Annotated in this window: 16 protein-coding genes; 3 read left to right on the top strand and 13 right to left on the bottom strand. The window is 45.9% G+C overall.

Annotated elements, in window-relative coordinates:
• Nucleotides 1–14: 14 nt before the first annotated feature.
• Nucleotides 15–377: a heavy-metal-associated domain-containing protein gene (locus tag AC5JBY_RS22520; RefSeq protein ID WP_495906914.1), complete on the bottom strand. Its 363-nt coding sequence runs from the start codon at nucleotides 375–377 to the stop codon at nucleotides 15–17.
• Between the two features lie 25 nt (nucleotides 378–402).
• Nucleotides 403–1038 (bottom strand): orotate phosphoribosyltransferase, encoded by a 636-nt coding sequence (pyrE, locus tag AC5JBY_RS22525; RefSeq protein ID WP_495906915.1) that lies wholly within the window; start codon nucleotides 1036–1038, stop codon nucleotides 403–405.
• A 61-nt stretch (nucleotides 1039–1099) separates the two neighbouring features.
• On the opposite strand from pyrE, the gene AC5JBY_RS22530 reads away from it, so the two are divergent.
• Nucleotides 1100–1726, top strand: a complete 627-nt coding sequence (locus AC5JBY_RS22530) for an NUDIX hydrolase (RefSeq protein WP_495906916.1) — start codon at nucleotides 1100–1102, stop codon at nucleotides 1724–1726.
• A gap of 21 nt (nucleotides 1727–1747) precedes the next feature.
• Here AC5JBY_RS22530 and AC5JBY_RS22535 read toward each other — a convergent pair whose 3' ends face one another.
• From AC5JBY_RS22535 to AC5JBY_RS22565, 7 genes are all read right to left on the bottom strand, one after another.
• A complete protein-coding gene (locus tag AC5JBY_RS22535) occupies nucleotides 1748–2788 on the bottom strand; it encodes an alpha/beta hydrolase family protein (protein ID WP_495906917.1) in 1041 nt (346 codons plus the stop codon).
• Between the two features lie 10 nt (nucleotides 2789–2798).
• A complete protein-coding gene (locus AC5JBY_RS22540; RefSeq protein WP_495906918.1) occupies nucleotides 2799–3224 on the bottom strand; it encodes a hotdog fold thioesterase in 426 nt (141 codons plus the stop codon).
• Nucleotides 3221–3712, bottom strand: coding sequence for a pantetheine-phosphate adenylyltransferase (coaD, locus tag AC5JBY_RS22545; RefSeq protein WP_495906919.1), 492 nt, complete (start codon nucleotides 3710–3712; stop codon nucleotides 3221–3223). Before coaD ends, AC5JBY_RS22540 begins: the two co-directional genes overlap by 4 nt.
• 40 nt (nucleotides 3713–3752) lie before the next feature.
• A complete protein-coding gene (locus AC5JBY_RS22550; protein ID WP_495906920.1) occupies nucleotides 3753–4688 on the bottom strand; it encodes an aspartate carbamoyltransferase catalytic subunit in 936 nt (311 codons plus the stop codon).
• A gap of 69 nt (nucleotides 4689–4757) precedes the next feature.
• Complete coding sequence (pyrR, locus tag AC5JBY_RS22555) at nucleotides 4758–5279, bottom strand: bifunctional pyr operon transcriptional regulator/uracil phosphoribosyltransferase PyrR (RefSeq protein ID WP_495906921.1); 522 nt, start codon at nucleotides 5277–5279, stop codon at nucleotides 4758–4760.
• 146 nt (nucleotides 5280–5425) lie between these two features.
• A complete protein-coding gene (locus AC5JBY_RS22560) occupies nucleotides 5426–5980 on the bottom strand; it encodes a porin family protein (protein WP_495906922.1) in 555 nt (184 codons plus the stop codon).
• Nucleotides 5981–6170: 190 nt separating this feature from the next.
• Nucleotides 6171–6767 (bottom strand): porin family protein, encoded by a 597-nt coding sequence (locus AC5JBY_RS22565; RefSeq protein WP_495906923.1) that lies wholly within the window; start codon nucleotides 6765–6767, stop codon nucleotides 6171–6173.
• 345 nt (nucleotides 6768–7112) lie between these two features.
• Between AC5JBY_RS22565 and AC5JBY_RS22570 the strand changes: the two genes are divergently transcribed.
• Nucleotides 7113–7658: an outer membrane beta-barrel protein gene (locus AC5JBY_RS22570; protein ID WP_495906924.1), complete on the top strand. Its 546-nt coding sequence runs from the start codon at nucleotides 7113–7115 to the stop codon at nucleotides 7656–7658.
• 88 nt (nucleotides 7659–7746) lie between these two features.
• Here AC5JBY_RS22570 and AC5JBY_RS22575 read toward each other — a convergent pair whose 3' ends face one another.
• From AC5JBY_RS22575 to prfB, 4 genes are all read right to left on the bottom strand, one after another.
• Entirely contained in the window at nucleotides 7747–8070 is a 324-nt protein-coding gene (locus tag AC5JBY_RS22575; protein ID WP_495906925.1) for a DUF2752 domain-containing protein, read from the bottom strand.
• A gap of 52 nt (nucleotides 8071–8122) precedes the next feature.
• Entirely contained in the window at nucleotides 8123–8608 is a 486-nt protein-coding gene (locus tag AC5JBY_RS22580; protein ID WP_495906926.1) for a TM2 domain-containing protein, read from the bottom strand.
• Between the two features lie 583 nt (nucleotides 8609–9191).
• Entirely contained in the window at nucleotides 9192–10823 is a 1632-nt protein-coding gene (gene pruA, locus AC5JBY_RS22585) for an L-glutamate gamma-semialdehyde dehydrogenase (protein WP_495906927.1), read from the bottom strand.
• Nucleotides 10824–10848: 25 nt separating this feature from the next.
• A protein-coding gene (gene prfB / locus AC5JBY_RS22590; RefSeq protein WP_495906928.1) for a peptide chain release factor 2 occupies nucleotides 10849–11941 on the bottom strand; the annotation gives its coding sequence in 2 pieces (ribosomal slippage) (nucleotides 10849–11880 and nucleotides 11882–11941; 1092 coding nt in all).
• Nucleotides 11942–12118: 177 nt separating this feature from the next.
• Here prfB and AC5JBY_RS22595 point away from each other — a divergent pair.
• Entirely contained in the window at nucleotides 12119–12952 is an 834-nt protein-coding gene (locus AC5JBY_RS22595; RefSeq protein WP_495906929.1) for a dienelactone hydrolase family protein, read from the top strand.
• The last annotated feature ends 10 nt before the right edge of the window (nucleotides 12953–12962 follow it).

Genomic DNA, 12962 nt, shown 5'->3' on the forward strand with positions numbered 1-12962 from the left:
TAAGATTGGCAGTATTAGTGATCGCCACCACCCCCATCTTCAGGCTTCTTACAGCACTTGGGAAGCTTCTTATAAGCCTCGGTATCTGCCGTCACATCATCCGCATCATAGCCCGCATTGGCGATAGCCGTCTTTACGTTCTCTATATTCGTACGCTCGGCAACAAAAGTGACCTTCGTAACCTTCTTTTTGAAGTCCACATTCACCTTTTGCACGCCATCTTCGCGCTTCATGAACTCTTCAATACGCTTTTTGCAGCTTTCACATTGAACCGTAGGGGTCTTGATAGTAACCGTTTGGATGCCCTTCTTAACTTGTCCAAAACCCGTAGCCAGAAGGCCGGTTATGGCCACTACCAATAGGAATAGTTTCTTCATACAGACATAGTTTTCCCAAATATAGCTATTTCCCGGTCCAGTTGCCAGGGTCCTGGCTCCACTTTAACAAAACCTCCTGTTGATCAGCAGTTACCAGCCCTTTTTCAATAGCCAGGCTAATTAAAGCAGGATAATTAGTCAGTGAGCGATAAGCAATACCAGCCTTCTCAAAAGCCGCCGTAGCCACGGGGAAACCATAGCTAAAAATGGACACCATTCCAATTACCTGCACGCCCGCCGCTTTCAGCACATCCACCACCTGGAGGCTGCTTTTGCCGGTAGAAATAAGGTCCTCGATCACCACCACCTTCTGGTCCGCACTATAAAAACCCTCGATCTGGTTGCCCAGCCCATGCTCTTTCGGCTTGGGACGCACATATATATAAGGCAGCTTCAGCTGATCGGCAGCCATAGCCCCCCAGGGAATACCCGCAGTAGCTACACCAGCCAGCAAGTCAGCTTCAGGATACTCTTCAAAGATCACATTGCACATTTCCGATTTAATGAAATCACGGATATAAGGAAAAGACAACACCTTCCGGTTATCGCAGTAAATAGGACTTTTCCAACCAGAGGCCCAGGTAAAAGGTTCCCCCGGATTCAATTTAATAGCATTAATTTGTAAAAGCTTTTCAGCTACCGCTTTTTCGTTCTGAGACATAAAGAGATTTTATTCAGTCCGGCGAAATTGAAGGTTGAAGCGGTAAAATGGAAAATTATTTATGCACATCAAGATATACTTCAACGATAAACCTTTGTTCCTCACAGACGAGATTACGCCTGAAATTGAGCCCTATGCACACCACGATGATGCAGTCTTGATCGATGAATTTTCTACGCCAGGCGTCAACTCCATGATCCATGAGATGAAGCAGGAAAAGATACACGCAGGCATCTATGTACACAATGATCTGACGGAATTGGAAAAAGCCTTTCGCAAAAAGTTTACCATTGTACAGGCTGGCGGAGGCTTGGTATTGAATGATGCAAGAGCAGTATTGATGATGCAGCGCCGCAACAAGTGGGACCTTCCCAAAGGCAAACTCGACCCGGGAGAAACACTCGAAGCCTGCGCCGTTCGGGAAGTACAGGAAGAAACAGGCCTCACCAAGGTAATACTTGAAAAGCCATTGCTGGTCACCTACCACACCTACGATGAAAGCGGCAAACACATATTGAAAGAGTCACACTGGTACCTGATGAAAGCACCCGGTCAGCAGGCACTCATACCCCAGTCGGAAGAACAGATCACCCAATTAAAATGGGTACCTGCAGCAGAAGTGAAGCAGTACATGAACAATACTTTCCCCTCGATTATAGATGTATTGACAACAGGAGGATTTCTTTAAAAAAGCGAAGTAAACGTCCGCTCACTTCCCCTTCCCCAGCCATTTTAACAGGTCATCGATCATGGCCTGCTTGTGACTGATCACTTCTTCCTTACCGTTTGCTTGCGTAATCTCATTGAAGAAATGATCGGTAGGATAAACCCTATAAGTAAGATTCTGCTTGCCCAGGCGTAGAAATTCGAGTGGCACATAGTCCAGCCCATATATAGGAGAGTTCTTATCATTACTCCCCACAGCCATAAAGATGGGGATAGTAAGCTTAGTCAGACTCTCCATCGGAATATCCGTACAATAACTACCCCAGCGCAAATAACTATGCCCCTCCCACTCCTTGTCAGTAGCAGTTGGGTGACGGTAAATGTCTGCAAATACAGCCATCAGAGAGTCGATCCTCCGTTGCGCTTCCTGATAAGTGATCTCCCCTTTAGCAGCCAACACACGTTGCGCAGTAAGCCAGTCATACAATTGATTCAAACCCGCACCAACAATACTCGCACAATGAGTTACTTTCTTATTGATAACAGACAGCCGGGGCACTACCTGTCCACCTTCACTATACCCATACACAATCACCTGCTTTCTATCCACCGGAAGCTTCTTACAGAGATAATCGATCACCCTCGAAGCCGCTTCCGACCGCCAGTATAAACCCGCCCGCCTGGTATATTCTTCCGAAGGCTTCAGGCGTTCAGCCACATCTTCAAAGTGCATATCGTCCGCATCGATATCCACCGTATCACAAAAAGCAACACCGGGCTTACTGATAAAAACAACATGGAATTTATCAGCTAATTGCAACATGTCATTATCGAAAGAATTGAGCACCCGCATCTGCTTTTTGAGCCGTACAAGAGTCGTCAGCGGAAAATGCCCCGAACCATCCAACGCCAGGAGTAAAGGCTTGGTGGAATCCATACCTGCCGACGACACATAAAAGTTGATAGTCCCTAATTTTTTATCCTGTATGGAAAAAGCCTTCAGGCCATAATCGGCAGGCTGAGTAGGTTGCGCAGCACAAACACCTGCAAGGAGTAGCAGTGTAAAAACGATAATTATTCGCATGGATAAGGTCTTATTTTTTCGGCAAAATAGCAACAGTAAGCCGGCTGATGCACACAAGCTTTTCCCGCTCATCGGTAATCCTGATATCCCACACGTGCGTAGAAGCGCCAATATGGATAGGACTGGCAGTGCCTGTCACAAAACCACTGCGCACACCGCGCACATGATTGGCATTGATCTCCAGCCCAACACAAATAAACTTCGATTGATCGATCACCAGTGCAGAAGCTACACTGCCCAGCGTTTCAGCCAGCACACACGAAGCACCGCCATGCAACAACCCATAAGGCTGATGCGTACGATGATCCACTGGCATACGCCCCCTCAGAAAATCAGCCCCTATTTCAGTAAACTCAAGACCGATCACCTCGGCAATAGTGTTCTTGCCCAAAGGCTGTATATCCGAAACCCCTACAGATTTATGAAACCAGATCATATCTCGTATTTCTTTCGCTGTTCCAAAGACCGCGCTACTACATCAGGCAGGAATTTCATCACATCACCACCATTCCGTAATACATCGCGCACCAGCGTAGAAGCCACAGAAGTAAATTGAGGCAGGCAGGTAAGAAAAACAGTTTCTATATTGTTGTCGAGGCTGCGGTTCATATCCGCGATAGCCTTTTCATACTCGAAGTCATTAACGTAGCGGATGCCCCGTACAATGAAGTTGGCGCCCACTTTCTGGCAACAATCCACCGTCAGCCCTTCATACAACACAGCACTCACTTTGGAAGTGTCCTTGTAGATCTCATTGATCCAGCTGATACGTTGCTCGTCAGAGAACATCGGCGTCTTATTGATATTACGTCCGATACCAATGATCAGCTTGTCGAACAAAGGCAAAGCCCGGTTGATAATATCGAGGTGACCGATAGTAATAGGGTCGAAAGTACCGGGAAATAAAGCAATACGTTGTTGCATAAGAAGAATTTAAGGAACAAGGCGCAATACTCCATCCAGGTTAATTCATGCTACCTCTCCCACCTGAAAGCAGGTATAAAGCAGCCATGCGAACAGCTACGCCATTCTCCACCTGTTGAAGGATGATAGATTGTTTGCTATCAGCCGCATCACTGTCCAGTTCCACACCCCTGTTGATAGGTCCGGGGTGCATGATCACCACTTCTTTATTGAGACTATCCAGCAAACGTTTATTAATACCATAAGCCAGGCTATACTCACGCAGGGAAGAAAAGAGTACCTGGTTCTGCCGCTCCAGTTGAATACGCAGCACGTTGGCCACATCACACCATTCCAGCGCCTTCTTCAGGTTGTACTCCACGCGCACATCAAATGCTTCCTTGATGTACTTTGGAATCAGCGTGGGAGGACCAGCCACCATGATCTCAGCACCCATCTTTTTAAGCAGGTAAATATTACTCATTGCCACCCGTGAGTGCATAATATCACCAATGATGGCCACCTTCAGCCCTTCCAGTTTACCCAGCCTTTCCCGCATCGAGAAAGCATCCAGTAAACCTTGCGTAGGATGTTCGTTGATACCATCACCGGCATTAATGATGGCCGCAGGAATATGCTTCGCCAGGAAGTGGGGGGCGCCGCTGGCACTATGCCGCATCACCACCATATCCACTTTCATGGACAGGATATTATTCACCGTGTCCAGCAGGGTTTCACCTTTGGAAACCGAAGAACCACTGGCAGTAAAGTTAATAGTATCGGCGCTGAGGCGCTTCTCAGCCAGTTCGAAAGAAATACGCGTGCGGGTAGAATTCTCGTAAAACAGGTTCACAATGGTCACATCCCGTAAAGAAGGGACCTTTTTGATGGGTCGCTGCAATACCTCTTTGAATTCCGTAGCAGTATCTAAGATAAGCTGGATGTCTTGCCGGGTAAGATCCCTGATGCCGAGCAGATGTTTAACTGAAAGTTGCATGTCGGGCAGCAAAATTAGAGCAAAAAGATATAAGGTACAAAATAAGATAAAGCACAGGATACTAACATTCTACAACAACACAACTTCCTCTTTTCCATCCTTTTCCTTCCAAAACACCCGCACCTTTTGCGAGATGATCGAGTCGATGGATTTACCCACATAATCAGCCTGGATAGGAAGCTGGCGGCTGAAACGGCGGTCGATCAGGATACACAACTCCACCTTTGCCGGCCTGCCAAAGCCCATCAAAGCATCCAGCGCAGCCCGGATCGTACGGCCTGTATACAATACATCATCGATGATGACCACATTCTTATTCTCTATGCTGAAAGGAATATCAGTGTGATTGGGCGCGTGCAGCGAGTTGCGGATATCGTCGCGGTAAAAAGTAATATCCAGTTTGCCATATTTTACTACATCAGCCGGCACCAGCTCACGTATCTCCCGCACAATCTGATCAGAAACAAAAATACCCCGGGGCTGAATGCCGATCAATACCGTATTTTCAAGATTTACGTGGTTCTCCAGGATCTGGTGACCCAGACGCTTGATCGTAAAAGCCAGTTGCTGTTCGTTCAAAACCGTTTTCATGTCATAAATATTATTCACTTCAAAGCATTCCGGAAAATACAGCAGGAGCCTTTAAAGAGAAAAATTTCCATAAAAATAAGAAACCACTGCCAATGACAGTGGTTTTCTCCTAAAAGAATATGAGTTAGTAATAATACCGTAATTAATTACAACCTGTAAGTAACACCCAACTGCAATACACTGTTGTTCATAGTACCGGCATGTTCCCACACGTCCGTCATACCCAGGTTCCAGCGAAGGCCGATACCAGCCTGCTTTGTAAAGTTGAAACCAGCACCGAAGCCCCACGACAGGTCAAATGACTTGAAATAACTGTTGGCGCTTACTACATTGCCATCATCCTTTGACTTGGCATTGAGCAAAAATCCAAACTGAGGGCCGGTCTCAGCATAAAAACCGGAAGGATCATTATACTGTCCCATAACAGGAACGTTGAGATAATTCAACCGCCATTTGATATCATCACCGGGATCATCAAACTTGGCGCCCTGACGAGAGAATACAAGCTCAGGCTGCACACTAAAACGACTGGCTACCGGTACGTTCGCAAAAGCACCGGCATAAAAACTAAGCTTCATGTCACCTTCGATATCATTCGTAAGATTGGCGAAGTTGAATCCACTCTTGATACCAAACTTAGCTTGTGCTTGTGTTGCAACAAAAGAAGCCACACATACGATCAATAGGACAAGTTTTTTCATAGCTTTTGATTTCAGCCCCAATAACGAAGAATTAGGAAAATTATTATCCTAAGCCCGCAGTATAAATGTATATGTATGGATACCTGTTAGAAAGACATAAGAACAAATAGCTATGCTGTTAAAAGCTGGTTAACAAAAAAACCGGCCATCTAAAAGATGACCGGTCACTACACTAATAAAAACAACAATATTATTTGCTTCCCAATACGTAGAATACACCTATTTGGAAAACACTGTTCCTCATCTTTGCATCTTCATTATAACCTTTAGAATCGCTCATATTGCTAAGACCGAGGTTATAACGTACATTGACACCAACATTCGATTGAGTAAGGTAACCCACGCCGAAAGCCCAGCTCAGGTCAAACTTCTTCAAGCCATCCTTGATATCCTGTTTGCCTTCATCAGATTTAGCTTTAGCACTCAACAGGAAACCAAACTGGGGGCCGGTTTCACCATAAAAACCGCTGGCAGTATTGTATTGAGCCAGCACCGGGAGATTCAGGTAAGTAGTATTGTTCTTTACCTTATAGTTTATCCCTTCAAAGCTCGCTTCTTCCTTAGCACCCTGTGTAGACAACAACAGCTCAGGTTGGAGACTGATAGCTTCAGTAAGAGAAACCTTCGCAAAAGCACCGGCATTGAAGCCGATCTTCATCTTGTTGCCCTCTACATCGCCGGCAACATTGGCCAGGTTCACGCCTGCTTTAACGCCATACTTGATCTGTTGAGCTTTAGTACCCAGGAAAGCGCCGGAAAGGATAAGGATCAAAAAAGTCTTTTTCATGCTATACATCTTTTATTGGTTATTGATGCCGCAAAACTGCGCTAAAACAACCCAGTGGCCAATAACATAAAAATGTGGTTTTACGCTTCAAATCGATAACCTGTATCACATGCTTGTAAGTTAGACGGCTAATACAGCGGATGAATTGTCGATTATAGAGTATGAAATACACAATACCACCCGGATACAGTACATAACATGTTCTACTTACACACTAACAATGCAGCATACTTGCTAAAATTTATAACCCTGCACACAATAAAAAAGTTAATTATACCTTTTTTATAACAGAATTGCTACATGTAGTTTTTATTCATTTTCTAATTAACCTAAAAAAACCACAAAATGAAAAAGGTTTTATTCGCAGCATTAATGACGATTGCAGTACAAGGAGTTTTCGCACAGGTAAACAAAGGACAATGGTTAGTTGGTGGTAACGCAGGCTTCACTTCATCTAAACAAGGTGATGGAGATGCTAACAAATGGACCTATTTTAACCTTAGCCCCAATGCTGGTTATTTCTTTATTGATAAGCTGGCTGGTGGATTACGTGTTAACTTTACCAGCACTAAAAACAAAGCAGCTGATAAAGCAAGCACTAATTTATGGATAGGTCCGTTCGCCAGATATTACTTTTTACCAGCCGCTGATAAAGTAAACATCCTTGCAGATGCCGGTTATTCTTTTGGAAGCGCAGGAGCAGGTGATAAAAGCAGCCAGAATGGTTTCAGCATCGCAGCAGGACCTGCAATATTCCTTTCTCCGAACACAGCCCTCGAATTCACACTGAACTATCAATCTTTCAAATACGAAGGTGAATCCGATAGGGAAAACAACTTCGGCGTAAACGTTGGCTTCCAGATCCACCTGGGTGGCGGCGCAAAGAAGTAATTGAACACAGTAATTATCGAATAAAAAAAGGCAGGCCACCTGGTACCGGTGGCCTGCCTTAATACGTTGATCATACCAAAATGAGCCCTTAGGCGGGCTGTTGTAGCGCCCCACGCATCTTTCGAAACGCCTTCCATTCTTTATAGCCCCATCGTGCCCAGAAGATCGCCAGTACAGGAAATGCAATGAACGACCACATGTGATAAGCGAAAGCCTCTTCAAATTCGAAATGAATGAGGTGCATACAAGCCCTTGTAAGGCCGCAGGCAAAACATTCAACATTGAAGAACACCTTCGATAAACAAACCGCTTCACCATTATCGAAGAAGTCGGCTGGCAATATCAGCAACGTAACAGGCACAGCAACTATAAAGATCAGCTTGGCTATCGTAAAATAGTAACGGAATTGCATGGTTCAGGGAAATAAGAAAAGGGCCAGGCAAACCCGGCCCTCTATGAAAAAATTATAAAGTTGTAGCGTAAGTGTCATCCTTAGGCTGCAGATCACCCGTGCAAATACGGATAAAGTCGATCAGCGCCCAGATACCGCAACCACCCAAAGTCAGCAGTTGAACAATACCTTGCCATGTGTAGCCCAGGTAAAACCTGTGGATACCAAGACCACCCAGGAAGAAGCACAGCAACAGAGCAATCAGCTGAGATTTGTTGCCACTTGCAGGTAAAGACTCCATTTTGTTGGCAATCTTCTTACCAAAAAGTTTAAGGCCGATCTTTTCTTTCAGGGTCAGTTTTTCACCTTTCAGTTCAGTAACGATTCCTTTCAGTTCCTTGTTGGTGATGTTTCCATCAACGGCTGCCTTTTCCCAGGCTGCTACCGCTCTTTCTACTTTGGGGTCAACTGGCTTCTCACTGGCAGGGGTAGCAGAAGTAAACACCAGTACAGAAAATGCTGCAATCGCCAGCAATGTTAAGGGTTTAAAAAGCTTCATAATAAAAAGATAATTAGGTTTGCGCTTACTCTTTGGATTTTCAGCTTCCTCCGCCTGACTTTTCTTGGATTTCGGCGTTATCCCTGAGAAATTGTTTATAGTGATAAATTTCTACACGACATTGAGATATATTCAGTGGCCAACCCAACTGAAACCTTGTTTACAAATCAAAGTAAACGAGGGTTAATTGAGCATTAACTCTTATATGACATCAATTGGCTATTCTATAGCCCCAACTGACTGAAATATGGAATCAACTGCCTTGTCCTGAAAACTAATTGCTACAACAAAAAACTAACTGCGCGGTAGATGGTAACGCCCGAATAGGCTGCTTAGGTGTGTGGTGTATATATTTTTCATGTTAGAGTTGCTGGGTTGGGTTAAAGAATACGCTATCGCTTATAAAAATAAACAAGTTTGTATAACCGCAAAAAAATATTGCATACACAAAAACTGATATTTAATATTCCATTAACATGTGTATGCCCATTCTCCCCCTTTTAGGGGAGACAAATAATAAAAAAGCTGCACTCGTTCAAGTGCAGCTTTCAGAATTTATCAAATGTGTATCGAAACCGGACAGTTATGCTTCTGCCAGAAACGGATAACGATAGTCGGTAGGAGGAGTGAAAGTTTCCTTAATGGTCCGCGCACTCAACCAGCGATAGAGGTTGAGAATAGAACCAGCCTTATCATTGGTGCCGGAAGCACGGGCGCCACCAAAAGGCTGCTGACCCACAACAGCACCCGTTGGCTTATCATTGATATAGAAGTTACCGGCAGCATTCCGCAGCTTGTTGGTCGCCAGTTCTACTGCAGCCCTGTCTTGTGAAATGATAGAACCAGTCAACGCATAAGGAGAAGTACTGTCAACCAGTGCCAGCGTTTCTTCAAACTTGTCCGCATCATATACATACACAGTCAACACAGGCCCGAAGATCTCTTCGCACATGGTTACATATTGCGGGTCCTTAGCCTCGATAACAGTAGGCTCTACAAAATAACCTTTTGACTTATCGCAAGTACCGCCCGCCCATATCGACGCATTCTTATCGGCTTTGGCATTATCGATATAAGACTTGATCTTATCGAAGCTCTTCTCATCGATCACCGCATTGACAAAGTTGCTGAAGTCTTCCACAGTACCCATTTTAAAACTCTTGATACCGTCGATCACCTTCTGCTTTACTTCTGCAGCAATGTTGGAAGGAATATAAGCACGGGAAGCAGCAGAACACTTTTGCCCCTGAAACTCGAAGGCGCCACGCAGCAATGCAGTAGCCACTACATCGGGAATAGCACTCTTATGCGCTACCACAAAGTCCTTACCACCAGTCTCCCCTACGATCCTTGGATAAGACCTGTAAGAAGACATGTTCTTACCAATGGTCTCCCACATATTGTTGAATACACCGGTAGAACCAGTGAAGTGTACACCAGCAAAGTCGCGGTGGCTGAAGCAAACCTTTCCGAGCGTAGGACCATCCACATAGATCAGGTTGATCACACCATCAGGAAGACCGGCTTCCTGCATAATGCGCATGAACATCTGTGCAGAATACACTTGCGTATTGGCAGGCTTCCACACCACTACGTTGCCACACATAGCAGCAGAAGCAGGCAGGTTGCCACCGATAGCCGTGAAGTTGAAAGGCGTAACAGCCAGTACAAAACCTTCCAGCGGACGAAACTCCAGCCTGTTGTGGATGCCGGGGCCACTGATAGGTTGTTGCTTATAGATCTCACTTAAAAAGTGAACATTGAACTTCAGGAAGTCTACAATCTCACAGGCGCTGTCGATCTCAGCCTGGAAAGCATTCTTACTTTGGCCCAGCATGGTGGTGCCATTCATGTAAGGACGGTATTTGGTAGCAATGAGGTCAGCAGCTTTCAGGAAAATGTTCGCACGGTTCTCCCAGCTCATGGCCGCCCAGCTTTCTTTGGCAGCCAGCGCCGCATCGATTGCCTCTTTAATGTGCTTCTCTTCTCCATGATGAAAATAGCCAAGCGTGTGCGCTATTTCATGGGGAGGATGGATGGCAACCTTTTTATCGGTACGCACTTCCTTTCCACCAATATACATGGGAATATCAGCTTCCTTGCCTTTCAGCTCAGCCAATACTTCTTTCAATCTTTTCTTCTCCGGTGAACCGGGGCCATAATTAAGAACAGGCTCATTAACAGGGAGAGGATATGAAAAATAACCTAAGCTCATAGTTCAATGTAGTTTATATAGTAAATTAACTCTGCGTTTCTTTCTCCATCATCAGGTAGGCCTTGATAAAGCCATCCAGCTCACCATCCATCACCGGCTGCACGTTACCTACCTCAAAATCCGTACGGTGGTCCTTGATCATCTTATAAGGATGGAACACATAACTGCGGATCTGGCTGCCCCACTCGATCTTCTTCTTATTCGCATTGGCGGCATTCTTCAGCGCCTCACGTCTGCGCATTTCCTCCTCATATAAGCGGCTCTTCAACATCTGCAGTGCCATTTCCCGGTTCTCACCCTGTGTACGTGCCTTCTGACACTCTACGATGATACCACTGGGAATATGCTTCAGGCGCACAGCCGTTTCCACCTTGTTCACGTTCTGGCCACCCTTACCACCGCTTCGGTAAAACTCCCACTCCAGATCGGCCGGGTTCACCGCCACTTCGATACTGTCATCTACCAGGGGGTACACGTATACAGATGCGAAGGAAGTGTGACGCCGGGCATTGCTGTCGAAAGGAGATATCCGCACCAGCCGGTGTACCCCGCTTTCAGCTTTCAGAAAGCCATAAGCAAAAGGACCGTCAAACTGCAGGGTAGCGCTTTTAACGCCGGCCCCATCCCCATCCTGCCAGTCCAGCTCGGTCACTGACCAACCTTGCTTCTCACCATACATCCGGTACATCCGGGCCAGCATTTCGGCCCAGTCCTGGCTTTCCGTACCACCCGCACCACTATTGATCTGCAACACGCCGGGCAGCTCATCTTCCGGCTGGTTCAAGGTACTCTTGAACTCCGCCTCTTCAAGCTGCTGCAACGATCGGTCATAAGCTTCGCGCGTCTCTTCTTCCGAAGCCTCCCCTGTTTTCCAGAAATCGAACAACACGGCAAAATCCTCTACTGAAGCCTCTGATTGCTCATACAGCTTCACCCAGTACTCATTCAGTTTGGTGTTCTTAAGGATTTCGGTAGCCCGCTTATTGTCGTCCCAGAAGCCGGGAGATAAAGCCAATTGTTTATCCTGGTTTATTTTATCACGTCTGTTATCGACGTCAAAGAAACCTCCTCAGGACCACTACACGGTCCCTCATAGCCTTGATTGATTCTTGTGTCATAAGGGCGCAAAGATAAGGATTAGTTGATTTGGCCCATAAGCCGGGAAGCCGGGCATAATAATTATGGTTAAGCATTGATTAATAGCGGATAAATTGCGCCTCGTAATCGTCTTTTACACGAACTTCGGGCGCCGTTGACAAAACCGATTGATTTAACCTCAAATATTCAGCATTACTATGAAGTACATTCCTTTATGCCTTGCGATCCTGGCAGTAAGCGCCACCATTACCAGCTGTAGCGATCAACCAGCCGCTACTACGGATGGCCCCAAAAAAGATACAGTAATAATCAAAGAACAGTCTGTCACTTATGATTCAGACACTACCCAAATGGTCGGCTTTGTAGCTTACAACGAAGCAGATTCAGCCAAAAGACCAGCCGTACTGGTAATACCGGAATGGTGGGGATTGAACGACTATCCCAAAATGCGCGCACGTGAACTGGCGAAGCTGGGATACATTGCCTTCGTGGCCGACATGTACGGCAATGGCGCTATCGCCGATAGCCCTTCCCTCGCCCAGAAGTACGCAACACCTTTCTACACCAACCCTGCCCTCGGAAACATGCGCTTCCTGGCAGCCCTGAATAAGCTGAAAAGCTATCCACAAACAGATAGCTCCAAAATAGCTGCCATTGGTTATTGCTTCGGCGGTTCCATGGTATTGAACGCCGCCAAACTGGGTGCTCCGGTAAGTGGCGTAGTAAGCTTCCACGGCGACCTGCGCGGCGTACCAGCCGACAAGAACCTGCTGAAAGCAAAAGTGCTGGTATGCCATGGTCTGGCCGACAGCTTTGTTCCTCAGGAACAGGTAGACGCTTTTAAAAAGCAAATGGATTCTATCGGTGCAGATTACACCTTTAAAGCCTATGCCGATGCAACACATGCATTTACCAACCCTAATGCAACTGCAACAGGCGAGCGCTTTAAAATGCCCATCAAATACAACGCTGCTGCCGACACAGCTTCCTGGAAAGACATGCAGGACTTCTTTGGCAGAATATTCAAATAAACATATATAA

Source organism: Paraflavitalea sp., from assembly GCF_059502485.1.